The following is a 25,961-nucleotide window of genomic DNA, read 5'->3' as shown; positions in this document are numbered from 1 at the left end:
CGACGCCTCTTCGGGACTCACCGGCCGCGCACCGGGCCGTGGGACGTGTACGCCCCGTCCTTCGTCTCGTCCGGGTGAGTTCCCGGCATCCGCAGCAACCCGCAAGGGCCCACGCCGGTTGCTCCGGATACGCACGGCCTCGGGGCCGGGGCCCGACGGACCCTTGGGAAGGGGGCCATGGTGCCGAGAGGAGAACGCCCGCTGGGCACGGGGGACGGCGCGCCGCTCCGGCTGGCGGCGGAGCTGCGGCTGTTACGCCAGCGGGCCGGCAGCCCGACCTATCGCGAACTGGCCCGGATCTCGCACTACTCGGTCGCCGCGCTCTCCTCGGCTGCCGCCGGAACCAAGCTGCCCAGCCTGGCGGTGACGGTCGCCTACGCGACGGCCTGCGGGGGCGATCGCGCCGAGTGGGAGCGACGCTGGCACGCCCTGGCGGCGGAGCACGCGCGGGACGAGCCGGAGGTACGGACCGACGGCGGCGCCGGCCGAGCCGACGGCGCGCCGTACGCGGGACTGGCGGAGTTCCGGGCCGAGGACGCGGACAGGTTCTTCGGCCGCGAGCGGCTGATCGAGGAGGTGGAGGACCGGCTGGCGTCGAGGCGGTTCGTCACGGTGGTCGGGGCGTCGGGCGCGGGCAAGTCGTCGCTGCTGCGCGCGGGCGTCGTACCGCGCCGGCTGCGGGCGTCCCCCGAACAGCCGGTGGTCGTCCTCACCCCCGGACCCTGCCCGCTGGAGGAGACGGCGACCAGGCTCGCCGGCCCGGCCCGTACCTCACCCGGCGCACTCGTCCGGGACCTGGCCGACTCGCCCCGCGCCCTGCACCGCGCCGTATGCCAGGCCCTCGCGGACCGGCCGGACGGGACGGAACTGCTGCTGGTGGTCGACCAGTTCGAAGAGGTGTTCACCCTCTGCCGCGATCCCGCCGAACGCACCCGGTTCATCGACGCGCTGCTCACCGCCGCCACCGCGGAGAACAGCCGCTGCCGCGTCGTGCTCGGTGTGCGCGCCGACTTCTACGCGCACTGCACGGACCATGCCGAGCTGGGCCGCGCGATGAGCGAGGCGCAGGTGCCGGTCGGCCCCATGACCACCGACGAGCTGCGCCGGGCCATCGTCCGGCCTGCGGTGGACGCCGGCTACCAGGTCGAAGGCGCCCTGGTCACCGATCTCGTCAGCCAGGCGAAGGGGCAGGCCGCGGTCCTCCCGCTGCTCTCCCACGCCCTCCTGGAGACCTGGCGCCGCCGTCGCGGCACCGCCCTGACGCTGGCCGGCTACCACGCCACAGGCGGCATCGACGGCGCTCTGGCCCACACGGCCGAGAGCCTGTACGGCGCGCTGTCTCCCGGACAGCAACGCGCGGCCCGCGATCTGCTGTTGCGACTGACCGCGCTGGGCGAGGGAACCGAGGACACCAGGCGCCGCATCACCCGCGCCGAACTCGACCCGGGCCCGGACGCCGGGCCGGCGCCGGACGGCTCCGCGCGCACGGTGCTGCCCGCGCAGCGGGACGAGCACGCCACCGACACGGCTGTTGTCATCGAACGCTTCACGGCGGCCCGGCTGTTGACGCTCGATCTGGACAGCGTCGAGATCACGCACGAGGCGCTGATCCGCTGCTGGCCCCGGCTGCGCGGCTGGCTGCTGGAGGACCGCGAGGGGCAACGGATCCACCGCGCGCTCACCCGGGCGGCGCACGGGTGGGAGGCGGTGGGGCGTGATCCCGGCGCGCTCTACCGGGGGGTCAGGCTGGCCGGAGCCCGCCAGTGGGGGGCGGCCGGCCACGGTGCTCGAGCGCTCAGTGGCCGCGAACGCGCGTTCCTCGACGCCAGTCTGGCCGCACAGGCGGCCGAGGAACGGGCGGCCTTGCGCAGCACCCGCAGGCTGCGCCATCTCACGCTGCTGCTCGCCCTCCTCCTCGTCTGCACGGCGACCGCCGCCGGACTCGCCGTCCAGGCCCAGCGCCGGGCCACCGGGGAGCGGGACACGGCCGTCTCGCAGCGCGTCGCGGAACAGGCCGCTGCCCTCCGGCCGACCAACCCCGCCGGCGCGCTCCAGCTCGCCCTGAGCGCTTACCGCCTGCGCCGCACCGTCGCCGCACGCGGCGCGCTGCTCAGTTCGTACGCCACGCCGTACGCGACCCGGCTCGTCGCCGCCGACCGGGTCGACGCCGTCGCGCTGCGCCCCGGCGGGCGCGTACTGGCCACCGCCGAGCGCCGCCGGGCCGTACGGCTGTGGGACGTCACCGACCCGCACCGGCCGCGCCCGCTGGCCACGCTCGACGGGCGGCCCGGCGCGGTCCATTCGATGGCGTTCAGCCCCGACGGACGGCTGCTCGCGGCGGCGGACGAGAGCGGCAGAGCGCTTGTGTGGGACGTCTCCGCGCCGTCGCGTGCCGGTGCCCCCGCCGTGCTCAAGGGGGTCGCCGTCGCAGTCGCGTTCGGCCGGGACAGCCGCACGCTCGCCACCGTCGGCGACAGCGGGCCCGGCGCAGCCGTCCGGCTGTGGCACACGGCCCGCCGGTGCCGCACCGCCCCGGCCGTCACCCCGGCCGGTGTGCTGCCCGGCCACGGCGAGCAGCTGGACTCGCTCGCGTTCGGACGCGACGGCCGGACTCTCGCCGCCGGCGGCTCCCAGGGCGTCTGGCTGTGGGACCTGGGCGATCAGGGTCCCGCGGGCCCGGCCGGCGCCGGGCCCTGCGAAGCGGATCACCACGCCGAGCCGTCGGAGCCGGTGAACACCCGGGCCGAACGCATCCGCGTCAGCCCGCTCCCGGTCCGATCCCTCACACTCTCCCCGGACAGCCGTACCCTCGCCGCCGGGGGCCACGACTACGCCGTACGCCTGTGGAAGGTCACCGGCCCCGGCCGCCCGGCCCGCACCCCCGTCGTCCTGACCGGGCACACCGACAACATCGGCGCCCTCGCCTTCAGCCACGACGGCCACACGCTCGCCAGCGGCAGCGTGGACGCCACCGTCCGGCTCTGGGACACCACCGACCCCGCCAGGGCCCACTGGCTGACCACGCTCAGCGGCCACGGCCACGTCCCCTCGCTCGGCTTCAGCCGGGACGGCCACACCCTGGTCAGCGCGGGCGGCGACCGCACGGCCCGGCTCTGGGACCTCCCGGGGCCCGTCCTCGTCGGCCACACCAGTTCGGTGTACGGCGTGACGTTCAGCCCCGACGGCCGTACGGTCGCCACCGGCGGCTACGACAGCACCGTACGGCTGTGGAACGTGAGCGACCCGTACCGGCCCGTGCCGGGCGCCGTCCTGTCCGGGCACACCGCCGCCGTCAACGACGTGGCCTTCGCACCTGACGGCCGCACCCTCGCCTCGGCGAGCCTCGACCGCACGATCCTGCTCCGGGACACCGCCGGCCCCGGCGCCCCGCGCGCCCCGGCCCGGCTCACCGGCCACCACGACGCCGTCAACTCGATCGCGTTCGGCCCGGACGGCCGGGTCCTGGCCAGCGGCGGCGCCGACCGTACCGTACGGCTGTGGGACACCGCCGACAGACTCCACCCCAAGCGGCTCGCCGCCTTCACGGCCCACGGCGATCAGGTGGAAGCGGTCGCGTTCAGCCGCGACGGCCGGGTCCTCGCCACAGGGGGCGCGGACCACACCGTCCGGCTGTGGGACACCACGCGGCCCCGAGCGCCGCACCCCCTCGCCGAGCTGACCGAGCACCAGGACAAGGTCAAGGCCGTGGCGTTCAGCCCCCGGGACCACATCCTGGCGACGGCGAGCGAGGACCGCACCCTGCGGCTGTGGGACGTCACGGACCCCCGCGCCCCCGCCCCGCTCGCCGCACCCGGCGGCTATACCGACGCGGTCAGAGCCCTCGCCTTCAGCCCGGACGGCCGGACGCTGGCCACCGCGAGCACCGACCGTCCCGTCCGGCTGTGGGACCTGGCCGACCCCCGCCACCCCACCGAACTGGCGCTGCTCTCCGGGCATACGAAACCCGTCGACGCGCTGGCCTTCGCACCGGACGGCCGCACCCTGGCGACGGCCGGCGAGGACTGGACAGCGCTGCTCCGGGACCTCGACACGGACCGGGTCGCCGACCGGATCTGCCGCACGACCGGCCACCAGGGCCTCTCGCGGGCCGAGGTACGCCAGCTGCTGCCCGGACTGCCCTACCGGCCACCGTGCGGCACGCCTCGCTGAACCGGCGGGCGGGCTGCCGCACCTCGTTGTCCAGCATCCGTTTGTTCACGGCGGCGCGTCGACCGTGAACAACGCGGGGCCGGTATTCCTTGAGCCGGCGGCCGGTCGGACCCGGCCGCCGAGCACCTGCGGACACGACAACGGGAGAAGCACAGATGACATACGTGAAGTCCTTGACGACCCTCCTCGCGGCATCGGCCGTCGCGGCGTCACTCGGCCTCGGGGCCTACCAGGCGGTCGCCGCGACAGGCCCGGTGACCGCGGTGGGCGCGGCGACCGGCAGGTCGGCCGCCGACCCGGCGGCCGACCTGCCGGTCTACCGCGACTGGTACTGGACGGAGGGGAACTGCCAGCGGGCCGGCCGACAGGGGGTGGAGCGCGGCCACTGGGACCAGTACCAGTGCGCGGCGGGCGACGTCTACTGGCACCTGTGGACCAACAGGTGACCGGTATCGGATAGCGCACGGGGTCCCTCTCGCCGGGCCGTACGGCGTGGCTCACACCACGCCGTACGGCCCGGGCCATGTCCCGGTCCGTCCGGGTGCGGTTCCGGCGCCGCGCGCGCGGGACCGGGAAGGTCTCCCGACGATCGTTCCCCGTACGCCTACGATCAGCGACAGGTCGGTACGGCGACTTGAGGTGATCCGGGAGGTTTGGGATGGACGGATGGACCCCCGCGTCGCTGGACCGGCGCGAGTTGCTCGGAGCCGCCGGTGCGCTGGCCGCCGGCGGTGCGGTGGCGGGACTCACGACGGGCTGCTCGCCGGACTCCGCCGCGGCCGCGGCGGGAGCCGCCCGTCCGCCCGGCCCGGTGTCGGTGCGGCCGCCGGATCCCCGGTACGCCAGTCTGGTGCGCGGGGACAACTGGCGATTCGTGGGGAAACCTGACGAGATCCGTATGGCCTGGTCGACGGAACAGGTGGCGGACGCGGTGTCGGAGGCGGTGCGCTCCGGCCGCCGGCTCGCGGTGCGCAGTGGCGGACACTGTTTCGAGGGCTTCACGGCGGAGCCCGGGGTGCGTCTGCTCCTCGATCTCTCCCCCATGAACACGGTCGGGTTCGACCGGGACCGGGACGCGTTCGAGGTGCGGCCGGGGGCGACGATGGGCCATGTCTACCGGACGCTGTTCACACGCTGGGGAGTGACCGTCCCGGGTGGGGGCTGCCCCCAGGTCGGGGCCGGCGGCCACTTCTGCGGCGGCGGGTACGGGCCGCTCTCGCGCCGGTACGGATCCGTGGTGGACCACCTCTACGGGGTGGAGGTGGTGGTCGTCGACGGCGACGGCACCGTACGTACGGTGACCGCCACCCGCGAGGCGGACGACCCCCACCGCGACCTGTGGTGGGCTCACACCGGTGGCGGCGGAGGCAACTTCGGCATCGTCACCAACTACTGGCTGCGCGCCCCGGCGGCGACCGGCGGCGATCCCACCCGGCTGCTGCCGACGGCGCCCGCCCGGGTCCTGGAATGCGTGGTCGGCTGGGCGTGGGACGAGCGGATGACCGAGAAGGCGTTCACCGGGCTGCTGCGCAACTTCGGGCTCTGGCACGAACACAACAGCGTGGCGGGCACACCGCAGGCGAACCTGTACGCGATCCTTCAGGCGGCGCACCGCAGCGCGGGGAGCTTCCGCATGATCGTCCAGATCGACGCGGACCTCCCGGGCGCGGACGACCTGGTGACCGGCTTCGTGTCCGCCGTCACCTCGGGCACCGGTACCGAGCCGGTGCTCGACGACCGCCGGACCATGCCGTGGCTGCACCCGATCACCTGGCCGGGCGCGGGGGAGGCCGGCGACGTGATCACCCGCCGGTACAAGATCAAGGCCGCCTACCTGCGACGTTCTTTCACCGACCGGCAGCTCGCGACGGTCCACCGTCATCTGACGAACTCCACCGGGACCCCGGCCGGAGCCCTGGAACTGATCGGATACGGGGGTCAGGTGAACGCCGTCCCGCCGGGGGCGACGGCGGTGGCCCAGCGCGACTCGGTCATGAAGGCCGACTTCCACACCGTCTGGACCGACGAGAGCGACGACGCGGCCGGCCTGGCCTGGGTCCGTGACTTCTACCGCGACGTGTACAGGGACACCGGCGGCGTTCCCGTACCCGGCGGGATCAACGACGGCACCTACATCAACTACCCGGACACCGACCTGGCCGACCCCGTGTGGAACACCTCCGAGGTGCCCTGGCACACGCTCTACTACAAGACCGGTTATCTCCGGCTCCAGCGGGTGAAGTCACGGTGGGACCCCCTCGACGTGTTCCATCACACCCTCGCGATCCGGGGAACCTCCTCCGCGAGCGAGCTTCCCCCGGACGGCGTCGCCGACGCGCCCCGCACACGATCCGGCAGACCGCCGACGCGGCCGGAGGGCGGGCCGTGGCCTCCGGACCCCGGTGTCCGTCACTGGTGACACGGACAGCCGTGTTCGGCACCCGCCGTCCCGCTGTCCCGGAGCGCGACGCCAAGCCCGGGACAGCCCCGTCGGCACCCGCCGACGGCATCGCGGAGTCAGGGCGTGGTGACGGTGAACAGGCCACCGTCCGGGTCACGGAGCGTCGCCTCGTGGCCCGACCCCGAGGCGGAGGGCGGTGCCACCACGGCGCCCCCGGCCTCCGCCGCCGCGCCGGCCGCGACGTTCACGTCCGCGACGTGGAAGTGCACCTGCCAGCGTGGTCTGACCTGCGGATCGGGCGCGCTCTCCACCGCGCCGCCGCGCAGCGCGGCGACCACGTGCGTTCCGTCGCGCACCACCACCTGGTCGTCCTCGTACCGCACTTCGCAGCTGTCCGCCTCGCCCGAACCCCAGCCGAGGACCTCGCCGTAGAAGATGGCCGCGCCGAACGCGTCCCTGGTGCGCAGTTCGAGCCGGGCGGGACCGGAGCCCCGTCCCACGGCCCAGCCGGGGATCGTCCGCCCCTCCCAGAAGCCGAACACCGCGCCGTCCGGGTCCGCGGCCAGCGTCGCGCGGCCCGTGCTCATGGCGAGCGGCCCCACCGCGACGGTGGCCCCGCGCTCCCGGATGCGCGCGGCCGTCATGTCCGCGTCGCTGACGGCGAAGTACGGGGTCCAGGCGACCGCGGCCTGCAGACTGGGCGCGAGGGCCCCGATGCCCGCGACCGCCGAGCGGCCCGCGAGCGCGACGGAGAAATCCTCGCCCAGCGTCGTGGGCCGGTAGGTCCAGCCGAGAACGGCCGTGTAGAAGGACTGGGACGCCCGCAGGTCACGGGCCATCAGACTCACCCAGCACGGGGCACCGTATACGGCACGAGGTGACGCCGCCATGACTCTCGTCCACTCCGATCTCACCGGTGGAGGGACACCGCCCGGCGGGCCGGTCCCGGTAGCCATGCTTCACCCCCGGATGCCGCCGCGCACGTCGGCACGCGCGCGACGCCGTCCGGCTCATCCCATCGCGCGGTCCAGATTGATCGCCGAGCTGATCAGCGCGAGATGGGTGAAAGCCTGCGGGAAATTGCCCAGGTGCTCACCGGTCAGCCCGATCTGCTCCGCGTACAGCCCCACGTGGTTGGCGTAGGTGAACATCTTCTCCAGGGCGAGCCGGGCCTGTTCCACCTCACCGGTGCGCGCCAGCGCCTCCACCCACCAGAACGAACAGATGGAGAACGTGCCCTCCGTACCGTCCAGGCCGTCCGGGGCCTGCTCCGGGTCGTAGCGGAAGACCAGGCTGTCCGCGACGAGCCGCCCGGCGATGGCGTCGACCGTCGACCGGAACCGGGGATCGACCGGTGAGACGAACTTGACCATGGGCATCAGCAGCAGCGACGCGTCGAGGATGTTCTCCGGCGGGCGGTCCGGGTCGGCGGACAGCCGCTGGACGAAGGTACGTGCGCGGGGGTCCCAGCCGCGGGCCATGATCTGGTGGTAGATACGGTCGCGGACCGTCGTCCAGCGGGCCAGATCGCCCGGCAGCCCGCGTCGGCGCGCCATCCTGATCATGCGCTCGACCGCGACCCAGCACATCAGCCGCGAGTACGTGTGGTGCTGCTGCCCGGCCCTGGTCTCCCAGATGGACTCGTCGGTGCTGTCCCAGTGCTCCAGCAGCCAGTCCAGGACACCGCACAGATCGGTCCAGCTCTCGTGGGAGATCCCCGCGCCGTACTTGTCGAACAGATAGACCGAGTCGATCAGCTCGCCGTAGATGTCCAGCTGCCGTTGGCCGCTGGCGCCGTTGCCGGTGCGCACCGGGGCCGATCCCCGGTACCCCTCCAGATGCGTCAGCACCTCCTCCGGCAGGTCCGCGTGGCCGTCGATCGAGTACACGACGCGCAACGGACCCGCCGCGCCGTCGGTCGCCTCGCGCAGCCGCCCGGTCAGCCAGTCCATGAACGCCTGCGCCTCCTGGGTGAAGCCCAGCCGGAGCAGCGCGTAGAGCGAGAAGGCCGCGTCGCGGATCCACACGTACCGGTAGTCCCAGTTGCGCGCGCCGCCCACCTGCTCCGGCAGCCCCAGCGTCGGTGCGGCGACGACGGCGCCGGAGGGTTCGTGGGTGAGCAGCTTGAGGGTCAGCGCGGAGCGGTGGACCATCTCGCGCCAGCGCCCGGTGTACGTGGACTGCCGCAGCCAGCGGCGCCAGAACACGACCGTCGCCTCGAACAGCTCCTCGGCCGCCGCCGGATCGACCGCGCACGGGTCGGGTTCGCCCGTGCCCGTGTCCGCCTCCAGGTCGAAGAGGACCGACTCGCCCCCGCTCAGATCGAACTCCACGACGGCGTCGGAACCGTCGGTCTCCAACTCGACGGAGGAGCGCAGCCACAGCGTGAGGGACGCGCCGACGAACCGTACGCCGTCCGGCGTCCGCTCCACCCGGTGCGCGTCGCGCCCGTAGTTCAGCCGGGGCGCGATCCGGGCCGCCAGCCGCATCCGGCCCCGCACATTGACCACCCGCCGCACCAGCCGCTGACGGTGGGCCGGGTCGCGGTCCCGCAGGACGGGCATGAAGTCCTGGATCTCGACGATGCCCTCGGCGGTGAGCATGCGGGTGATCAGGATGTTGGTGTCGGGAAAGTAGAACTGGCTGCGGGTGACCACCTGACCCACCGGCGCGATCTCCCAGTGACCCCCGCGCCGTGCGTCGAGCAACGACCCGAAGACGCTGGGGGAGTCGAACCGGGGCGCGCAGAACCAGTCGACGCGGCCGTCGGTCCCCACCAGAGCGGCGGTGCGCAGATCACCGATCAGACCGTGTTCGGCGATCGGCAGATACTCCTCGTCCCGCTCGCTGCGCTCCTCGTCCCTCACCCGCCGAGTCTCGCGCACCCTTGGCCGGCCCGCACGCGGAGCGGTTCCGCCGGCGCCACGGCCGTCCCCGCACGACATCGCGTGAAGACGCACGGGGAAGCGACCTCGTACGCCATGGACGCCGTGGCGGGGGCGGGCGCCGACCGCTCAGGCGGACGACGGCGACGACGTCCGGGTGCTCCGGGGCCCGACCGGAGCGGACGCGGGGGCCTGCGGGGTGTCGGACGCGGTGATCTTCTCGATCGCCTGCCGGGCGTGCTCGCCGGGGGTGCGGCCGGTGAGGGACGACACCGCGGGCGCCGCCGCCGCGACCGGCCAGTCCTGTGCCGGTTTGGCATGGCCCGCCGCCCGCTGCCGCAGCCGGTGGCTCGCCGCCTCGTCGAGGCTGACGGGACGCTTCGTCCGCGCGGCGAGCCGGCTCGCCTCCTGCCCCAGCGCGGCCACGTCCTCCCAGGCCAGCCGTACGACCAGGCGGAGTTCGGCCTCGCCGTCGGGCAGCGCGTGCAGGGGAGCGTCGTTGTGGTCATTCATGGGCTGGTCCTCGCAGGCTCGGCGGAACTCGGTCGGCGGCGCCACCCGGCACGGGTACGGGGGCGCACCCGGTGATACGGGGCCCGCCTCCGTCGCGTTCAGCCCGGCAGGCCGCGATCGCCCGCGGCCCCCGTGTCGGGGCGCCCGCCCGCCCGCCGCAGCAGGAGCACCGAGGCGACGGCGGCGAGCGCGCACCAGGTGGAGACGAACTCCAGCCGCCACAGCGCGGCGCAGAGCGCGGCACCGGCCGCGACCACCACCCCCAGCAGCCGCACCGCCCGGTCGCCGCCGAGGAGCAGGGAGCCGACGGTGGCGACGAGATACGCCACCACGACCAGGGGAGCGAACGGCAGATCGAGGACGTAGCCGACGGTATGGCCCCGGATGTCGGCCGTCACCGTCGTGCGGGAGAGCCGGTACGAGAGATAGGCCGCCGTGGCGAGCCCGGCGGCGGCCGACGGGATCAGCCGCCGCCGAGCCCCGCGCCCCGCCGCGAGCAGCACGGCGAAGGGCACCCAGACGGCGAGCAGGGGAAACGCGATGACGGCCCACGCGAGCGTGGCGGGACCCGGCCCGCCGCCGGCCCGCCAGACCGCGGACTCGACGATCTGATGGGCGCCGAGGATCAGCGGCAGCGCGGCCAGCGGCAGATCCCGGGCAGCGCGCGTGCCCACCACGCACGCCACCCCGACGGCGGTGATACCCGCTCCCACCACGAGGTCGGCCGTCGCGCTCCAGCACATGACCCGTGACGGTACGCGCCGGACGGCGCCGGGCCCCGGCGACACCGCCGTGGGGCCGTACCCTCCCCGTCCACCTCTGAATATCCACAGCCGCCGGTACAGAATTTCGACCAATGCGCGGTGAATATTCGGCGGTGCGCGGATCGGATGATAAAAACCGCCCGCACCCTCCGGCTCCCGCCGTGCTACTGTTGATCTCAGTTGCAGTTGTGGTTCCCAAAGACTTCAAGTGCTCTTACCGACTTTATGTGTCCGGTAGGTGCGCTTTTGTATTTCCGGGCCTTTCCGGACGGGGTAATCATCGCGGCGACGTGAGGTCCGCACAGTGCGGGCCTGCGGGCATTGCCCCGAAGGAGATTCATCATGGCCAGTGGCACCGTCAAGTGGTTCAACGCGGAAAAGGGTTTCGGCTTCATCGAGCAGGACGGCGGCGGCGCTGACGTCTTCGCCCACTACTCCAACATCTCCGCCCAGGGCTTCCGCGAGCTCCAGGAGGGCCAGAAGGTGAACTTCGACGTCACGCAGGGCCAGAAGGGCCCGCAGGCGGAGAACATCGTTCCCGCCTGACGCTCGGAACGCAGGACGTAGCTGGGGCCCGCACCTGAAGATGCGGGCCCCAGCTCGTTGCTTTTCGCACGACCGGCCCGACGCGACGAGGCGGATTTCGGGTCCTCCGTATTTCACCGGCTCGTTCTTGCGATTCTTTGTGCGGCTTACTGCCGAGAATTCTCGATACGCGCCCGTCGAGAAAGGTTCTGAATGAACCGCGCAACACGCACGAACGACCGCTATTCCCGAACCCGCAGTGGCGGTCCGGCCGGTTCCGGCCGGGGCGGTCGCTTCGGATCGCAGACCTCCGGACGCTCCGGCGCCCCGAGCCGCTCGGGAGCCCCCGCCCGTTCCGGCGGTTACGGCCGCAGGCCCGCCGCCCAGAAGGGCGAGTTCGCCCTCCCCGTCACCATCACCCCGGGCCTGCCCCCGGTCACGTCCTTCGCCGAGCTGGACATGCCCGCCGAACTCGTGGGCATCCTCACCGGCCTCGGGGTGAGCGAGCCGTTCCCGATCCAGGCGGCCACCCTGCCGAACTCGCTCGCGGGCCGTGATGTCCTCGGCCGTGGCCGTACCGGCTCCGGCAAGACCCTCGCCTTCGGCCTCGCCATGCTCGCGCGCACCGCCGGACAGCGGGCCCAGCCGCGCCAGCCGCTGGCCCTGGTCCTCGTGCCGACGCGTGAGCTGGCCCAGCAGGTCACCGACGCGCTCACCCCGTACGCCCGGTCGCTGAAGCTGCGTCTCGCCACCGTCGTCGGCGGTATGTCGATCGGCCGGCAGGCCGGCGCGCTGCGTGGCGGCGCCGAGATCGTCGTCGCCACGCCCGGACGGCTCAAGGACCTCATCGAGCGCGGCGACTGCCGGCTGGACCGGGTCGCGATCACCGTGCTGGACGAGGCCGACCAGATGGCCGACATGGGGTTCATGCCCCAGGTCACCGCGCTGCTCGACCAGGTGCGCGCCGAGGGCCAGCGGATGCTGTTCTCGGCCACCCTCGACCGCAATGTCGATCTGCTGGTCCGCCGCTACCTGCACGACCCGGTCGTCCACTCGGTCGACCCTTCGGCCGGCGCGGTCACCACGATGGAACACCATGTGCTGCATGTGCACGGCGCCGACAAGTACGCGACGACCACCGAGATCGCGGCCCGCGACGGCCGGGTGATCATGTTCCTGGACACCAAGCACGCGGTCGACCGGCTCACCGACCACCTGCTGAACAGCGGGGTCCGCGCGGCCGCCCTGCACGGCGGCAAGTCCCAGCCGCAGCGCACCCGTACCCTCGCCCAGTTCAAGACCGGCCATGTCACGGTGCTGGTCGCCACCAACGTGGCCGCGCGCGGCATCCACATCGACAACCTCGACCTCGTCGTCAATGTCGACCCGCCCAGCGATCACAAGGACTATCTGCACCGTGGCGGACGTACCGCGCGTGCGGGCGAGTCCGGCAGCGTCGTCACCCTGGTGCTGCCCAACCAGCGCCGTGACATGAGCCGGCTGATGGCCGACGCGGGTATCACCCCGCAGACCACGCAGGTCCGCTCGGGCGAGGCGGAACTGAGCCGGATCACCGGAGCGCAGGCGCCTTCGGGCGTCCCCGTCACCATCTCCGCACCCGTCGTGGAGCGCCCCAGGCGCAGCGGCTCGCCGGCGCGCGGCCGAGGCCGCTCGTCCCAGTCCCGCCGCTCCTCCGCCACCTCCGCGGGGCCGCGCACCGGCACCGCGCCGCGCCAGTCCTCGCGGGGCGGCGCCGCCTAGGACCTGGGCCCGACCCGCCGTCGACGACGGAGCGGCCCCCGGTACCAGTCGGTACCGGGGGCCGCTCCGTCGGACGGGACAGTGGGGTCAAGGCGGTGGACGCGAAACGGGGTTTACGGCGGGGGCGGCTCAGCCGTCCGAGTAGCTGAGGTCTCCCACCGTCCAGGCGCTCACCTCGTCGATGGCGATGCGGTACATGCCACCGGTCTCCGGGATGCCGAAGCTTCCCTGGAGGATCCGGGCGACGTGGAAGTGCAGATGGGTGGGCGGCTCGTCCGGCCCCTGCGGGCCGGTGGACGTGAAGACGGCGGAGAACGGTCCCAGCCGCTCGGAGTCCTCCAGCACCTCGGCCACTCGCTCGCGCCACACGGCTTCCGGGGCCAGCCGCCCCGTGATGACGGCTCCCGGCACGACCACGGTGAGGGACATCTGATTGCTCTGCCCGGACTCGACAGTGGCGGCGATGTCAACAAGCAGATGATCAGGCTTCGACATGGGCGCCGATTCTACTACGCGTACGCCCCCGGACGGTGGCTGCCCGCGCGTCTCAGTCGCGGTCGGACGGGCCGAGCAACGCCGACGCGGTTTCGAGCGGGCTGAGGGCCACGGGCTCGACGGGCGCGGCGACGGGGTGGACGGTGAAGCCCAGCCGCGTCAGCGCCCTGGTGATCTCGAACGCGGTGAAGTCACGGCGGTCCTGGCGGGTGATCACTTCCCCCACCTGCTTGACGGGATAGCTCCGCCGGCCGATGACCACGGACTCACCGGTGATGGGTTCGGGCTTGATGCCCTTCATCGACTGCTGCACCTCGCTCTTGACCAGCTCGAAGGGGAAGCGGGCGATGACGCAGCGCATAGTGCCTCGGGAGGAAGAAGGGGGAAAGCGGATGCCTCAGCATCCCACAGGAACTCCTGGCCGGGAACCAGGGTTTTCGCCGGAAACCCGCCGCGCGACGGGTTTCCCGCCGCACACGCCCCGGAACGCGCGGCCCGCACCCGCCCGGCCGCGTACACCCGTCAGGGCAGCCGCTCCGTGTACGTGACCTTCTCCAGGTGGTAATAGTCGGCGACACACCGGGCCGGCCACACCCGGTGCCCGTGGTGGCCGAACGGCTCGCCCATCCCGCTGATCGACAGCGGTCTGTACGGCAGCACCCGCACGCCCAGCGCCGCCCCGTCCCGCAGCCACCGGTCCTGACGGTCCCACCGCGCGGCCCGCACGCCCATGTCCGTCCCCAACTCACCGAGAGGGACGGCCAGTCCGGCACATGTCGCGGCGCACACCACCGCGCACACCGCCACCGCGACGCCGGTGTGACCGGCCCGGCGGCGGACCAGCGCCCGCCCCAGGACCGCTCCGCCGGCCGCCAGCAGCAGGACGTACAGCACGAGGTAGTCGTTCCAGGTACGCGACGCGCTCGACACGGAGGTGCCGAACAGGGGGTACGTGATGACCGTGCACAGGTACCCGGCGGCCAGAAAGGTGCCGCCCGCGCCGAGGAGCAGAAGGCCCGGCCGGCCCGTCAGGAGCACCGGCGCGCCGCCCGCCCTGCTCCGTACGAGCAGCCCCAGCAGCACTCCGGCCGCGACCGCGCCCAGATACTGCCAGGTCGACAGCAGCGTCCCGAGGATCTCCAGGAAGCCGCGCAGCGACTCGCCCAGCGATTCCGGGGCGAACATCGAGGCCGTCCGCGCCCCGTACCGCTCGCGGCGGTTGCGCGACCCGGGCGAGGTGAGCAGGAGGACCGTACCGGCCATGACGCCGGCCAGACCCGCCAGGCACCAGGTACGCGCGTAGGACCGAGCCCACGGCGCGAGGATCCGCCGGCCGGCCGGTACGAGGGCCGCGAGCACCACCAGCACGACGACCGAGGTCTCCTCCGAGAGCGTCCCCAGGAAGCAGCCCACCACGAGCGCGGCGCCCGTCGCGGCGATCCTGCCCGCACGGGTACGGGCCCACAGCAGCGGCAGCGCGGCGAGGCAGGCCAGGACGGGCGCCACGGTGTGCGAGACGGAGGAAGCGGGCCAGTAGAACGTCTTGTACGTGTTGGGCGTGGCGAGGAGGAAGACCGCCGTGACCATCGCCGCGACGAGCAGCGGCACCCCGCGCGGCGCGCTCCGCCCGGCCGCGCGCAGCACCAGGACCGTCATGGCCCACAGCAGTGCCAGCGTGACGGCGCCGCTGACCGCGCCGTACCACTGGTGCCCCGCCACCCCGAACTTCGCGTAGAGGCCGACCAGCAGGCCGTTGCCGAGCCGTCCGTTGTCCGTGAGGTAGAACTTCGCCACCAGCCCGGAGACGCCGTCGTCACGGACGGTGGGCAGGAAACACCACTCGTCCGCGCTGGGACGCACCGCGCGGCCCAGCCATCCGGCGCCGGTGAGCAGTGTGAGCGGGAGCAGCGCGAGCGCCGGGGCTCCGTACGTCCGCCACCGCCTTGGACGCGCTTCGCCCCCGGTGTGCCGGGCCCCGGGGGTGTCACCCGGCTGTCTCGGGATGGTGACGTCCGGCGCGCCCGAGGCCATCTGCACCACTGCCTTTCGAAAGGTGTTCGTACCGCCCCCGGGATTCGTCCGTCTCCCGGATCACGTAGTGCGGACGGCGTTTCGCCTCGTGATAGATCCGCCCCACGTATTCGCCCACGATCCCGAGCGTGGCGAGCTGAATTCCGCTCAGGGCCACGATCGCGGTCATCAGTGTGGTGTAGCCGGGCGCGTCCACCCCGTTCAGCGCCACATTCGCGATGATCCACAGGGCATATCCGAGCGCCGAGAGGAAAAGGCAGAGGCCGGTGTGGATCGCCAGCCGCAGCGGTCGGCTGTTGAAGGAGAGCAACCCGTCGATTCCGTAGTTGAGAAGACGCTTTCCGCCCCACTTGGACTGCCCGGCCGCACGCTGGACATTGCGGTAGGTGAAGCTCGCGGTGTCGAAGCCGATCCACGAGAAGATTCCCTTGGAGAAACGATTGCTCTCGGGCAGCGACAGCACGCTTTCGACGGCGCGCCGCGACAGCAGCCGGAAATCTCCCGCCCCGTCGACCACCTGCACTTCCATGCAGCGGCGCACCAGCCGGTAGTACGCCCGGCTCAGCGCGGTGCGCACGGCGCTCTCGCCCGCCCGGTCGCGCTGTGCGACCACCTGGTCGTAGCCGCGCCGGTGCAGTTCCAGCATGCGCGGCACCAGGTCGGGCGGGTGCTGGAGATCGGCGTCCATCAGGACGACGGCGCCGCCCCGGGACATCCGCAGTCCGGCGAGCATGGCCGCTTCCTTGCCGAAGTTGCGGCTGAAGGAGGTGAATCGGACCCGTGGGTCGCCGGCGGCGAGTTCGCCCAGCCGGAGCCGGGTGCCATCGGCGCTGCCGTCGTCCACGTAACAGATCTCGAAAGTCTGCCGGGTGGGTTCGAGTGCGGCGAGCAGGGCGGTGTGAAAGGCCCCGATCACCTCGTTCTCGTTGAAACACGGTACGACAATGGAAACCTGAACCATGGTCATCTCACTCCATACGCCTCAGCGCCCGGCGGCGCGCGTGCGTGCCGCGCCGATGTGCTGCTGCCGTGGCAACCATAGAATGAAGCGATCTTCCGCTCAAGCGTCACCACGGCATGGCGTACATATGATTGGAGTATTTTTCCGGGGTGATTGTCCCCGGCCGTGAGAATGTCTCACCGGGGGATATGAATGACGCTCGCCACCAGTCCGCGTTCCGCGATCCAACGGCCGGAGAACGCGTCGATCCGCGTCCCGTCCACCAGCGGACCGGGCACCAAAAGCCTTGCGTGGAAAGTGCGTTCGACCGGATCGATCGTGATATCCGCCTCGGAGAAATCCAGTTCGAGGCCGGTCAGCGGATACCACGTCTTGAAAACGCTCTCCTTCGCGCTGAACAGCAGCCGGTCCCAACCGATTCCAGGATGCTGTCGCGTCAGGTGCGAGACGCGCTCCGCCTCGCCCGGCAGCGCGATGGCGTCCAGCACGCCTTCCGGCAACGGCGCGTCGGGCTCCGCGTCGATGCCCACCGAGGCCGTCTTCTCGGAGCGCGCCACCACCGCGGCGCGGTATCCGTCACAGTGCGTCATGCTGCCGACGATGCCGTCGGGCCACTGCGGCGCACCCCGCTTGCTGGACAGCAGCGGCACGGGCGGCTGACCGAGGCGCAGCAGTGCGCGCCTGGCCAGCAGCCGTACGGTGGTGAACTCGCGCTGCCGTTTCGGCACCGCCTTCGCGACCCGGGCGGTCTCCTCGGGGAACAGCGGATCGGCCGGGCCCGGCACCAGATCTCCGTACGCCGCCTCGACGGCGACCGCCGGGGGCAGGATCGAGGCGATCACCGGGCGTCCTGCCCGGCCGGCTCCGGCAGGATCTGACGCAGCGGCACACGCGGCGGGCGCTTGCGCCACTCCCGGGGATAGCCCACCGAGACCTCCTCGAACCGCACTCCGTCGTGCCAGGTGACCCGGGGGATGTGCAGATGCCCGTAGACCACGGCGGCGGCGCGGAAGCGCACATGCCAGTCGGCGGTCAGCTCCGTACCGCACCACTGCGCGAACTCGGGGTAGTAGAGGATGCTGGTGGGGTCGCGCACCAGCGGGAAGTGGTTGACGAGGACGGTGCGCAGGGACGGGTCGACGGCCGACAGCCGCCGTTCCGTCTCCTCGACGCGGGAGCGGCACCAGTCGTCCCTGCTCTCGAAGGGATCCGGGTGCAGGAAGTACTCGTCGGAGCAGACGATGCCCGCCTCGCGCGCCACCCGCAGCGACTCCTCCTTGGTGGAGGTGCCGGGGGCGCGGAACGAGTAGTCGTACAGCACGAACAGCGGAGCCACCGCCACCGGGCCACCGGCGCCCCGCCACACCGGATAAGGGTCCTCAGGGGTGGCGATGCCCAACTCCCGGCAGAGCGCGACGAGTCGGAGGTAGCGCTGCTCGCCGCGCAGCTCGCACGGGTCCTGCGGGTGGGTCCACAGCTCATGGTTGCCCGGCGCCCACACGACCTGCGAGAACCGCTCGGCGAGCGCGCGCAGGGCCCATTCGACATCGGCGTACTTCTCCGCGATGTCGCCCGCGACGATCAGCCAGTCGTCGTCCGAGTCGGGGCGGAGCCCGTCGACGATCGCGCGGTTCTCGTCGTAGGCGACATGGAGATCGCTGACGGCCAGGAGTTTTCCGTCGGGCACGGTTCCATCCTTGTTCGATCGGTCTCGGACGCCGGTCCGTGGGCCGGGACGCCGCTCACCGCGACGCGCCCTGGTGCGCCCACCCTCCCGAGACTACGTCGAAGCGCCTCGTGGCCGGGCGGACACCGGGCGTGGCCGTGGTCACGATGGCCGCATCCGCGGGGCGGGGCCCCGGTTCCGCGGCCGGCGCGTCCCGCAAGATCGGGCCGGACCGGTGATCGGGCAGACGCCCCGCATACCGCCGAAGTACAGTGACCGAGGTCAAGAGGCCCGTACCGACGGGTGGTTCGGGATATCCGGTGCCACCCATGAGGAGGCGCAGCACGATGACGACGTCCACCGAGGAGAGCCTTTGGGCCCGGCGCTTCCATCCGGCGCCCGACCGTGAGGGACAACTGATCTGCTTCCCCCACGCGGGGGGATCGGCCTCCTTCTACTTCCCCGTCTCCGCGCAACTGTCGTCCGTCGCCGAGGTGTTCTCGGTGCAGTACCCGGGCCGGCAGGACCGGCGCAAGGAGACCAGCCCCGACGACGTGGGCGTCATGGCCGATCAGGTGTACGCGGCACTGCGGGGGCAACTCGGGGCGCGGCCCACCACGTTCTTCGGACACAGCATGGGCGCGACGATCGCCTTCGAGGTCGCGCGGCGCTACGAGGCCGACGGCGGGGAGCTGACCCGCCTCTTCGCCTCGGGGCGGCGGGCCCCGTCCCGTACCCGTGACGAGGACGTGCATCTGCGCACCGACGACGGGATCGTCGCCGAACTGAAGCTGATGTCCGGCACCGATACGGCGCTCCTCGGCGACGAGGAGATCCTGCGGATGATCCTTCCGGCGATCCGTACCGACTACCGCGCCATCGAGACCTACCGGTGCGAGCCGGGTGTCACCGTACGCGCCCCGATCACCGCGCTGACCGGGGACGACGATCCGAAGACCACGCTGGACGAGGCGGAGGACTGGCGCGGACACACCACCGGGGACTTCGCGCTCAAGGTGTTCCCCGGCGGGCACTTCTATCTGAGCGCTCAGGCACCCGCCGTGATCGGGCTGCTCCGGGAGCACTTGGCGGCTGTCGCGGGCTGAGGGCTGTCCCGTCGTGCCCGGCGGGCGCGGCATGACGGGACAGCCCTCAGGGCCTCTCGTTCGCACCGGCCGGACCGGCGAGCGGCGCCGGGCCCGCGAGCCCGGCGGGATCCGAACGTGAGACCCGGACCCGCTTTCCGGATCATGCCGTCCCGGCACTCCGCCGGAGTCCGCGGCGCCCCCGGACCGTGCGGCCCTGAGCCGGGTCGCACGGTCGGGCGGTGACGCGGCTGTTGTGCTGTTGTCCCCGGCCGCGGCTGCGGCCGGAGGCCGCTGTCAGGCGTCGGTCGATCCGTAGAGTCCGCGACCGGCCCGGCGGGCCCTGGAGCTGCCGACCAGCCGGTCCAGCGTGCTGCGCACCGCGTTGATGCTGCCGGGAGTGGCATCGCGCCCGAGCGCCTTGGCCACCTCACGGGCCCGTACGGGCGTGTCGCCGGCCTTGGCGAGTACGTCGAGGATCTGCTCGGTGAGCCCACCGATCTTCTCCTCCTCCGCCGAGGGGGCCGCCGCCTTCTTCGACACGGCGGACTGCGTGGCCTTGGCGGCCTTCGCGGGCTTGGTGGTCTTGGCCTTGGCGGCCGGAGCGGCCGGCTTGGCCGCCTTGGCGGGTTTCGCGGGAGCGGCCTTCTTCGCCGGGCGCCGTGCGGACCGCGTCCGTTCCCTGCGCTCGTCGGTCTTCGCCGTCTTCGCCTCGGCGGACGCCTCCTCGGCGGGCGCCGCCGCCTGTGCGGGCACCTCCACCGCGGGCGCCGCCTCCGGCGACACCGCGGGCTCCGGAACGTGGGCGACGGGCTGCGTCACCGGCGCCACGGACAGCGCCTCCAGAGCGGTGAGCGCCGTACGTACCGATTCCAGCCGCTCGGTGACGGTGGCGAGTTCCTTCTCCAGCGACTGCTGCTGTGCCTCCAACTCCGGGAGTTCGCCCCGCAGCAGCGCTGTGGTCGCCTCTACGCTGCCTGGTGTGGTGGGTGCGGATGTCATGATGTCGCCCTCTCGTTCCGTGCCGCCGCGCTTGACTCCGTCGACGGCCGTTGTACCGCAGCCTAGGCCCTGCGGTGTGTCCTGTTGTGACAGTGACGACGTACGGACACCGCCGTGAACCGCCGGCCGACCACAGGCGGACCACAACCGGGCCACGAACGGCCGTGAAACGGGAGGTGGGAGAGGGTCGCTACGCGAGCGCCGGTGGACATCCGCGCGTAATGAAACAACAGCTCGAACGAAAGACGGTGCTGTTACGGTCGTGAGTGTGCGGTCGCCGCTGCCCGCCGGTCCGCCCGCCCCGTTCACCGCGACCGGTCGTACAGGAGTCCCCTTGCCCGTACCGTTCGTCCCGCGCTTGCGCCCCACCGGCCGGCGTACCGCGCCCGCCTGGTTGCTGCACCCCCTCGGCTGGCGCTCCGGGCCCATCCCGTGGACCGCCGTGCTCCGCGGCGCCCTGAGCGCCGGACCGCTGCTGGCACTCGGAGTGGTGACCGGCTATGCCGGTGAGGCGATTCTGGCCGGCCTCGGTGCGATGCTCGCCGGTGTCAACGACCGCCCCGGCACCCGCCGTACCGGTGTGGTGCACATCGGGCTGCCCGCCGTCGCGGGAGCTTTCGGACTGCTGTGCGGTGGGTTGCTCGCCGACGCGGGCAGCCGATGGGCCGCCGTTCCCGCGCTCTCCGTCGTGGGCTGGCTCTCCGGCGCGCTGAGTGTGTCAGGGCCGGTGTGGTCGGCGGCGGCCATGCAACTGCTCGTCACCGCGGCCATCGGCGCGGGAATGCCGCTGCCCGGCCCCGCCTGGCTCAAGGCGCTCTGCTTCCTCGGCGGCGCCGGCTGGCTGCTGCTGCTCCGGGTGCTGCTGCGCACCACCGGCCTGCGGCGCGGTACGCGGTGGGACGGGGAGCGGGAGGCCGTCGCCGCGGTCTTCGACGCGCTCGCCGAAGCGCTGCGCGAAGTGGGCGGGCCCGAAGCGGAGGCGGCCAGGACGCGGCTGGTCACCGCTCAGCAGCGCGCGGACGAATCCCTGCGCCTGATGCGGCTGTTGCCCTGGCCGCGTCGCGCGGGCGGCCTCGGCGCGCCCGGCGCCCGGCGGATAGCCGACCGCTTCGGCGCCGCGACCGCGCTGTGCGAGGCGGGCATCGCACTGCTGTGGGAGGGCCGTCCGCTGCCGGCTCAGATCGCCGAGGGGCCGCGCCGGCTCGCGGTGGCGGTACGGGGCGACTCCGCACCCGGCGCTCTGCCGAGCCCCGTCTCCGACACCGTCCAACGCGGCGCCTTCGACCGGGCGTTGCTCGAAGCGGCGGTGACGTTCGACCGTACGGCACCGGGCCGCGTTCCGCCCCCGGTGCGGTCGGCCACCGAGGACGCCGCCGGCACCGGCACCCGCCCCGGCACCGGTCCCGGCACCGGTCCCGACAACGACAACGACAACGACAACGACAGCGACACTGACCGCGACCGCGACCCGGGCGGTCCCGGTACACCGCCGGGGTGGCGTGCGGGACTCCGGCGCGGGAGCGCGCCACGCCTGCGCGCCTGGCTCGGGCGCGCGTTCGCTCCCGCCCGGCGGGAGAACGGGCTGCGGGTGGCGCTGTGTGTGGCCGCGAGCGCCGCCGTCGCCCTCAGCCTCCACCAGACCCACTGGTACTGGCTGCCCGCCACCGCCGCGTTTCTCGTCAAGCCCGATCTGGGCCCGCTGTTCTCACGCGTGGTGAACCGTGTGGTGGGCACCGCCACCGGCGTGCTCGTGTTCACCCTCGTCATGACCTGGCTGGGCGGCACCTGGTGGCTCCTCGCCGTGGTCGTGACGGGCGGCGCGCTGATCCCGGTCGCCACCCGGCACTTCGGATTCCAGACCGCCGTGGTGACCCTGCTGGTCCTCTCCTTCGTCTACGCGGGCGGCGACACCGAGGCGACGGCGGCGCGGCTGCTCGACACCGCACTGGCCTGCGGCATCGTGCTGCTCGTCGGCCACCTGCCGCTGCTGACCGACCCGCGCGTACGCGTCGGCCACCGCTTCGCCGTGGCGCTGCGGCACACGGAACGGTATCTGCGCCACGTACTCCACGCCCCGGACGCCCCGCGCGGCCCCGGCGTTCCGGGGGACGCGCCCCGAGGCTCGGACGCCACCGGCGTCGCGCTGCGCCACGCCGCCTACCGGGCGCTCGCCGAGGCGCGGGCGGCCGTCGGCACCGCCGCCGCCGAACTGCCGGGCCCGCACCGTACCCACCGCCACGACTGGCTCGCGGTGATGACGCAGGCCGAGCGGATCGTGGACGCCGCGACCGCGTGCGCCCTGCGCGTCGAGCAGGGCGTGCCGATGCCCCCGGCCACGGAGATACGCGAAGTGACCGGGGCGCTGTCCGCCATGGCCGACGCGCTGGAGGACGGCCGGGGAACGGCCACCACCTCGCTGCCCCCGGTCCCGCGCGCCTGCCGGTCGCTGCGGGACGTCATGACTCAGCTGCACGGAATACAGGCACTGACCGGCGCCGCCTGAGCGGCGCCGGTCCTCCGGGTCAGCTGTCGCACCGGCTCAGCTCCCGGCCGGCGGACACCCGGGCGACCCCGCCCTCCTCGGGTGCGGGCGCCGGCGCGGGGCGCCGCCGACGGGTGAGCGGCCTCTCGATCAGATAGTGGGACGCGACGGCCGCCGCGAAGCTGGCGGCGAAGGTGGCCGGTCCGTGCCAGGCGTCGAGCCCCAGATCGGACATGAGCCGGGTCAGCGGGTAGTGCCACAGATAGAGCCCGTAGCTGAGATTGCGGCCGACCCAGACCAGCGGAGCCAGGGACAGCGCCCGGGACAGCCGGGTGCGGGGGGCGAGTTCCAGCGAGGCCACCAGCGTCGCCGACAGTACGGCGGCGAGCAGGAAGCCGACCGTGTACCAGGGCATGGTCCAGGCGCTGGAGCCGGTCAGGGGCACCTGCCAGACGATCAGCGCCAGCAGGGCCAGGGCGGGCCCCGCCAGCCGGGCCGCCCAGCGCCGCAGCGCCGCCAGCCGGGGATCGTCGGCGTGCAGCCTGGCCACCACCAGGGCCAGCAGCGCACCGGTCAGCAACTGGTCGGCACGGGTGTCCACGCCGTTGTAGATACGGTGCGCCGCCGTCGGATCCCACAGCAGCGCGCGCCAGATCACCGGCAGCAGACACAGCACCGCCGTCCAGAGCAGTACGGTCCGGGCCGCGACGCGTCGCAGGAGCAGCAGCAGGAGCGGCGGCCAGACCAGGTAGAACTGCTCCTCCACCCCCAGCGACCAGGTGTGCGCCATCAGCGACAGATCACTCGAATACGTACCGGACTGGGCCGCCCTGGCGATGTTCATCAGAAAGGTGGCGGACAGCGTGATCGCCGTCCAGGCCCGCTCGAAGCTGGGCAGCCGGGTGGTGAGCGCCAGCACGGCGCAGGTCGCGCAGACGGCCAGCAGCGCGGGTACCAGACGCAGCCAGCGCCGCCAGTAGAACGAGCGCATGGCGACATCACCGGTCCGCGCGAACTCCACGAGCAGCAGCCGGGTGATGACGAAGCCGCTGATCGCGAAGAAGACGTCGACACCGAGCGCACCGCCGGGCAGCAGACCCGGCTCCAGGTGATAGACCATCACCAGGACGACGGCCAGCGCCCGCAGCCCGTCCACCCCCCGCACCCGTCCGGCGTCGCGCACGGCGGACGGGAAGCCGCGCCCGCCCCGCTTGGGCCGGCCGTCCACTCGTACCGGAACGAGTTCCAGCGCGACCCCCCTCGGCCCGCCCGATCTGTCGCGTCTGTCCTGGCCTGTCACCTCTTCGGTGCGCGTGGTGTCCATTCAAGGCCCGTGCCCGCAAAGCAAACCCGCACGCGCCCCTTCATCGAAATCTAAGAAACCGCCATCGGCGCTGTACTGGCGGGGTGGTGGGAGGCTTCCCCGTTCCTCGGCGACGCCCCCGGGATGTACGGGGCACGTGCGGCTTGGTTAAGGTGCGGTGAAGGTTTTCCTTGCGTATACCCAAAACTCGACTAAGAGGGCTCCGCGACCCTCGGCGTTCCCTTTGGGGTGGCTGCGCTGAGGGCGCCTGACAACAAACGGCTTCGCCTGCTGTCCAAGCCGCGCAATCGAGAGAAGGCCATGAAGCGCATACTCATCCGCTCGGGGAAGAGTCCGTTCCACGTCGCTACACGTGAAGAGTTCATCCAACGGGATCTGATCGGCACGAACTCGGGCAATCTGCTCTTCAGTGACGCCGCGCACAAGATTCTGCTCACGGATCGCACCGAAGTGACGTCCAACGGGCTCAGGACCGACGCCTCGGCGGGACGCGCTCAGCAGATCAACGAGGAGTACGACGTCTTCGTCGTGCCGCTCGCCAACGCCTTCCGTCCCACATTCCGTCCTTCGCTGGACCGATTGTCGAACCTCATCGAGCAGCTCACCATTCCGGTCGTCGTCCTCGGCGTGGGCGCGCAGGCGGGCGACGACTACGACACCGAGCGGCTCCAGGCGATCGAGCCGTCGGTGAAGCGGTTCATGCGGGCCGTGCTGGAGAGGTCCGCCTCGGTGGGCGTACGCGGTGAACTCACCGCGTCCTACCTGCGCGAACTGGGCTTCCGCGAGGTCGAGACCATCGGCTGCCCGTCGATGTTCCTGCACGGCGACACCTTCCCCAGACCGCGCGACCCGGCCCCTTTCTCCGCCGACTCCCGGATCGCCATCAACCTCTCGGCGCAGGCGAACAAGGTGGGCGACCTGGTCGGGCTGGCACGCCACGCCCACCAGCGCTTCCCGAACCTCACGTACTACGCCCAGAACCTCGTCGACGCGGAGACGCTCTTCTGGGGCGACACCTCGGCGGCCTCCGGCGTCCACGACAACCTGCCGCGCCGGCTGACCCACCCGCTGCTCCAGGAGAACAAGATCAGGGTCCCGCTGGACCCGAAGACCTGGATGGACGAGCTGGCCACGCACGACTTCTCGTACGGCACCCGGATCCACGGCAACATCGCGGCGCTGCTCGCCGGTACGCCCGCCGTGGTGCTGGCCCACGACTCCCGCACCCTGGAGCTGTGCCGCTACTTCGGCATACCGCACCGCATGCTCGCCGGACTGCCGGGGGACGTCCACCCCCAGGAGCTCTACGAGCAGGCGGACTACAGCGGACTGCTGGACGGGCACAAGGAGCGCTTCGACCGCTTCACGGCCTTCCTGGACAAGAACTCCCTGGAGAACACCTTCACCCACGGCGACGGCGGGGCCGCCTACGAGGCGCGGCTGAACGCGCTGGAGCTGCCGCCCTCGGTGGAGGTGTGGGACGGCTCGGACGACGGCGCCCTGCGCTACCGCATCAGCCGGCTGCGCGAACAGCTGCTGGAGAACCGGGCCGTGGCGGACCGGCACATCACCAGCCTGACGAAGACCAACAAGGAGCTGCAGAAGCAGCTGGCCAGGATGCAGAAGCAGCTGACGGCCACGGAGAAGCGGATAGCGGGCATGGAGAGGCGCGCCACGACCCGTGTCGGCTCGGCGATACGCCGCCGGATCGGCAAGGCCAGGCCGAGCGGGTCCTGAGAGAAGCGGCCGGCCCCGGAGCCGGGAGAGCGCCGCGGGGGGGGGGGGGGGGGGGGGGGGGGGGGGGGGGGGGGGGGCGGGGGGGGCGGGCCCCCCGGGGGGGGGGGGGGGGCGTGGGGTCGAGGCGGCGCCCGGGTCTTGCGGCCGGCCGGAAAGGGG

Annotated in this window: 20 protein-coding genes; 8 read left to right on the top strand and 12 right to left on the bottom strand. The window is 72.6% G+C overall.

Annotated elements, in window-relative coordinates:
- Positions 1-177 precede the first annotated feature (177 nt).
- The 3 genes from ACFY6S_RS18315 (at position 178) to ACFY6S_RS18305 (ending at position 6,589) form a co-directional block, all read left to right on the top strand.
- Entirely contained in the window at positions 178-4,170 is a 3,993-nt protein-coding gene (locus ACFY6S_RS18315) for an XRE family transcriptional regulator (protein WP_388818481.1), read from the top strand.
- 155 nt (positions 4,171-4,325) lie between these two features.
- Entirely contained in the window at positions 4,326-4,616 is a 291-nt protein-coding gene (locus ACFY6S_RS18310) for a hypothetical protein (RefSeq protein WP_388818478.1), read from the top strand.
- Positions 4,617-4,828: 212 nt separating this feature from the next.
- Positions 4,829-6,589, top strand: a complete 1,761-nt coding sequence (locus tag ACFY6S_RS18305; protein ID WP_388818475.1) for an FAD-binding protein — start codon at positions 4,829-4,831, stop codon at positions 6,587-6,589.
- 98 nt (positions 6,590-6,687) lie between these two features.
- On the opposite strand, the gene ACFY6S_RS18300 is transcribed toward ACFY6S_RS18305, so the two are convergent.
- From ACFY6S_RS18300 to ACFY6S_RS18285, 4 genes are all read right to left on the bottom strand, one after another.
- A complete protein-coding gene (locus ACFY6S_RS18300) occupies positions 6,688-7,410 on the bottom strand; it encodes a VOC family protein (RefSeq protein ID WP_388818472.1) in 723 nt (240 codons plus the stop codon).
- 171 nt (positions 7,411-7,581) lie between these two features.
- Positions 7,582-9,516 (bottom strand): glycoside hydrolase family 15 protein, encoded by a 1,935-nt coding sequence (locus ACFY6S_RS18295; protein WP_388819776.1) that lies wholly within the window; start codon positions 9,514-9,516, stop codon positions 7,582-7,584.
- A 69-nt stretch (positions 9,517-9,585) separates the two neighbouring features.
- Entirely contained in the window at positions 9,586-9,969 is a 384-nt protein-coding gene (locus ACFY6S_RS18290; RefSeq protein ID WP_388818469.1) for a hypothetical protein, read from the bottom strand.
- A 98-nt stretch (positions 9,970-10,067) separates the two neighbouring features.
- Positions 10,068-10,712: a DUF6629 family protein gene (locus tag ACFY6S_RS18285; RefSeq protein WP_388818466.1), complete on the bottom strand. Its 645-nt coding sequence runs from the start codon at positions 10,710-10,712 to the stop codon at positions 10,068-10,070.
- Between the two features lie 363 nt (positions 10,713-11,075).
- On the opposite strand from ACFY6S_RS18285, the gene ACFY6S_RS18280 reads away from it, so the two are divergent.
- Together ACFY6S_RS18280 and ACFY6S_RS18275 are read left to right on the top strand one after the other, a co-directional pair.
- Complete coding sequence (locus ACFY6S_RS18280; protein WP_388818463.1) at positions 11,076-11,279, top strand: cold-shock protein; 204 nt, start codon at positions 11,076-11,078, stop codon at positions 11,277-11,279.
- A gap of 192 nt (positions 11,280-11,471) precedes the next feature.
- Positions 11,472-13,019, top strand: coding sequence for a DEAD/DEAH box helicase (locus ACFY6S_RS18275; RefSeq protein ID WP_388818460.1), 1,548 nt, complete (start codon positions 11,472-11,474; stop codon positions 13,017-13,019).
- A 129-nt stretch (positions 13,020-13,148) separates the two neighbouring features.
- Here ACFY6S_RS18275 and ACFY6S_RS18270 read toward each other — a convergent pair whose 3' ends face one another.
- From ACFY6S_RS18270 to ACFY6S_RS18245, 6 genes are all read right to left on the bottom strand, one after another.
- Positions 13,149-13,514, bottom strand: a complete 366-nt coding sequence (locus ACFY6S_RS18270) for a hypothetical protein (RefSeq protein ID WP_388818457.1) — start codon at positions 13,512-13,514, stop codon at positions 13,149-13,151.
- A gap of 52 nt (positions 13,515-13,566) precedes the next feature.
- Complete coding sequence (locus ACFY6S_RS18265; RefSeq protein ID WP_388818454.1) at positions 13,567-13,875, bottom strand: SCO5918 family protein; 309 nt, start codon at positions 13,873-13,875, stop codon at positions 13,567-13,569.
- A gap of 161 nt (positions 13,876-14,036) precedes the next feature.
- The gene (locus tag ACFY6S_RS18260) at positions 14,037-15,545 is read right to left on the bottom strand and encodes a DUF6056 family protein (RefSeq protein ID WP_388819773.1); all 1,509 of its coding nucleotides are present in this window, start codon (positions 15,543-15,545) and stop codon (positions 14,037-14,039) included.
- Entirely contained in the window at positions 15,499-16,506 is a 1,008-nt protein-coding gene (locus ACFY6S_RS18255) for a glycosyltransferase family 2 protein (protein WP_388819770.1), read from the bottom strand. The genes ACFY6S_RS18260 and ACFY6S_RS18255 overlap by 47 nt, the downstream gene beginning before the upstream one ends.
- A 176-nt stretch (positions 16,507-16,682) precedes the next feature.
- Positions 16,683-17,348 carry a 4'-phosphopantetheinyl transferase gene (locus tag ACFY6S_RS18250; protein ID WP_388818451.1) on the bottom strand — a complete coding sequence of 222 codons (666 nt, stop codon included), beginning with the start codon at positions 17,346-17,348 and terminating at the stop codon, positions 16,683-16,685.
- Positions 17,345-18,193 (bottom strand): metallophosphoesterase family protein, encoded by an 849-nt coding sequence (locus tag ACFY6S_RS18245; RefSeq protein WP_388818448.1) that lies wholly within the window; start codon positions 18,191-18,193, stop codon positions 17,345-17,347. Before ACFY6S_RS18245 ends, ACFY6S_RS18250 begins: the two co-directional genes overlap by 4 nt.
- A 326-nt stretch (positions 18,194-18,519) precedes the next feature.
- Between ACFY6S_RS18245 and ACFY6S_RS18240 the strand changes: the two genes are divergently transcribed.
- On the top strand, positions 18,520-19,278 hold the full coding sequence (locus ACFY6S_RS18240) for a thioesterase II family protein (RefSeq protein WP_388818445.1): 759 nt from the start codon (positions 18,520-18,522) through the stop codon (positions 19,276-19,278).
- A gap of 276 nt (positions 19,279-19,554) precedes the next feature.
- Here the strand turns inward: ACFY6S_RS18240 and ACFY6S_RS18235 are convergent, their stop codons facing one another.
- Positions 19,555-20,259, bottom strand: coding sequence for a hypothetical protein (locus tag ACFY6S_RS18235; RefSeq protein WP_388818442.1), 705 nt, complete (start codon positions 20,257-20,259; stop codon positions 19,555-19,557).
- A gap of 334 nt (positions 20,260-20,593) precedes the next feature.
- Here ACFY6S_RS18235 and ACFY6S_RS18230 point away from each other — a divergent pair, with 334 nt between their 5' ends.
- On the top strand, positions 20,594-22,762 hold the full coding sequence (locus tag ACFY6S_RS18230) for an FUSC family protein (RefSeq protein ID WP_388818439.1): 2,169 nt from the start codon (positions 20,594-20,596) through the stop codon (positions 22,760-22,762).
- A 19-nt stretch (positions 22,763-22,781) separates the two neighbouring features.
- Here the strand turns inward: ACFY6S_RS18230 and ACFY6S_RS18225 are convergent, their stop codons facing one another.
- On the bottom strand, positions 22,782-24,065 hold the full coding sequence (locus ACFY6S_RS18225; protein ID WP_388818436.1) for an acyltransferase family protein: 1,284 nt from the start codon (positions 24,063-24,065) through the stop codon (positions 22,782-22,784).
- A 300-nt stretch (positions 24,066-24,365) separates the two neighbouring features.
- Here ACFY6S_RS18225 and ACFY6S_RS18220 point away from each other — a divergent pair, with 300 nt between their 5' ends.
- Positions 24,366-25,802, top strand: a complete 1,437-nt coding sequence (locus tag ACFY6S_RS18220; protein ID WP_388818433.1) for a polysaccharide pyruvyl transferase family protein — start codon at positions 24,366-24,368, stop codon at positions 25,800-25,802.
- The last annotated feature ends 159 nt before the right edge of the window (positions 25,803-25,961 follow it).

It is taken from the genome of Streptomyces sp. NPDC012835 (assembly GCF_042900885.1).
Taxonomy (GTDB): Bacteria; Actinomycetota; Actinomycetes; order Streptomycetales; family Streptomycetaceae; genus Streptomyces.
This window is presented reverse-complemented; position numbering and strand designations above follow the sequence as displayed.

Excerpts from the sequence above, each read along its gene's own strand:
- ACFY6S_RS18265 (WP_388818454.1), bottom strand. The coding sequence starts at position 13,875 with ATGCGCTGCGTCATCGCCCGCTTCCCCTTCGAGCTGGTCAAGAGCGAG.
- ACFY6S_RS18270 (WP_388818457.1), bottom strand. The coding sequence starts at position 13,514 with ATGTCGAAGCCTGATCATCTGCTTGTTGACATCGCCGCCACTGTCGAG.
- ACFY6S_RS18295 (WP_388819776.1), bottom strand. The coding sequence starts at position 9,516 with ATGTCGTGCGGGGACGGCCGTGGCGCCGGCGGAACCGCTCCGCGTGCG.
- ACFY6S_RS18285 (WP_388818466.1), bottom strand. The coding sequence starts at position 10,712 with ATGTGCTGGAGCGCGACGGCCGACCTCGTGGTGGGAGCGGGTATCACC.
- ACFY6S_RS18300 (WP_388818472.1), bottom strand. The coding sequence starts at position 7,410 with ATGGCCCGTGACCTGCGGGCGTCCCAGTCCTTCTACACGGCCGTTCTC.
- ACFY6S_RS18305 (WP_388818475.1), top strand. The coding sequence starts at position 4,829 with ATGGACGGATGGACCCCCGCGTCGCTGGACCGGCGCGAGTTGCTCGGA.
- ACFY6S_RS18235 (WP_388818442.1), bottom strand. The coding sequence starts at position 20,259 with ATGACATCCGCACCCACCACACCAGGCAGCGTAGAGGCGACCACAGCG.
- ACFY6S_RS18255 (WP_388819770.1), bottom strand. The coding sequence starts at position 16,506 with ATGGTTCAGGTTTCCATTGTCGTACCGTGTTTCAACGAGAACGAGGTG.
- ACFY6S_RS18220 (WP_388818433.1), top strand. The coding sequence starts at position 24,366 with ATGAAGCGCATACTCATCCGCTCGGGGAAGAGTCCGTTCCACGTCGCT.
- ACFY6S_RS18240 (WP_388818445.1), top strand. The coding sequence starts at position 18,520 with ATGACGACGTCCACCGAGGAGAGCCTTTGGGCCCGGCGCTTCCATCCG.
- ACFY6S_RS18280 (WP_388818463.1), top strand. The coding sequence starts at position 11,076 with ATGGCCAGTGGCACCGTCAAGTGGTTCAACGCGGAAAAGGGTTTCGGC.
- ACFY6S_RS18260 (WP_388819773.1), bottom strand. The coding sequence starts at position 15,545 with ATGGCCTCGGGCGCGCCGGACGTCACCATCCCGAGACAGCCGGGTGAC.
- ACFY6S_RS18225 (WP_388818436.1), bottom strand. The coding sequence starts at position 24,065 with ATGGACACCACGCGCACCGAAGAGGTGACAGGCCAGGACAGACGCGAC.
- ACFY6S_RS18310 (WP_388818478.1), top strand. The coding sequence starts at position 4,326 with ATGACATACGTGAAGTCCTTGACGACCCTCCTCGCGGCATCGGCCGTC.
- ACFY6S_RS18290 (WP_388818469.1), bottom strand. The coding sequence starts at position 9,969 with ATGAATGACCACAACGACGCTCCCCTGCACGCGCTGCCCGACGGCGAG.
- ACFY6S_RS18275 (WP_388818460.1), top strand. The coding sequence starts at position 11,472 with ATGAACCGCGCAACACGCACGAACGACCGCTATTCCCGAACCCGCAGT.
- ACFY6S_RS18315 (WP_388818481.1), top strand. The coding sequence starts at position 178 with ATGGTGCCGAGAGGAGAACGCCCGCTGGGCACGGGGGACGGCGCGCCG.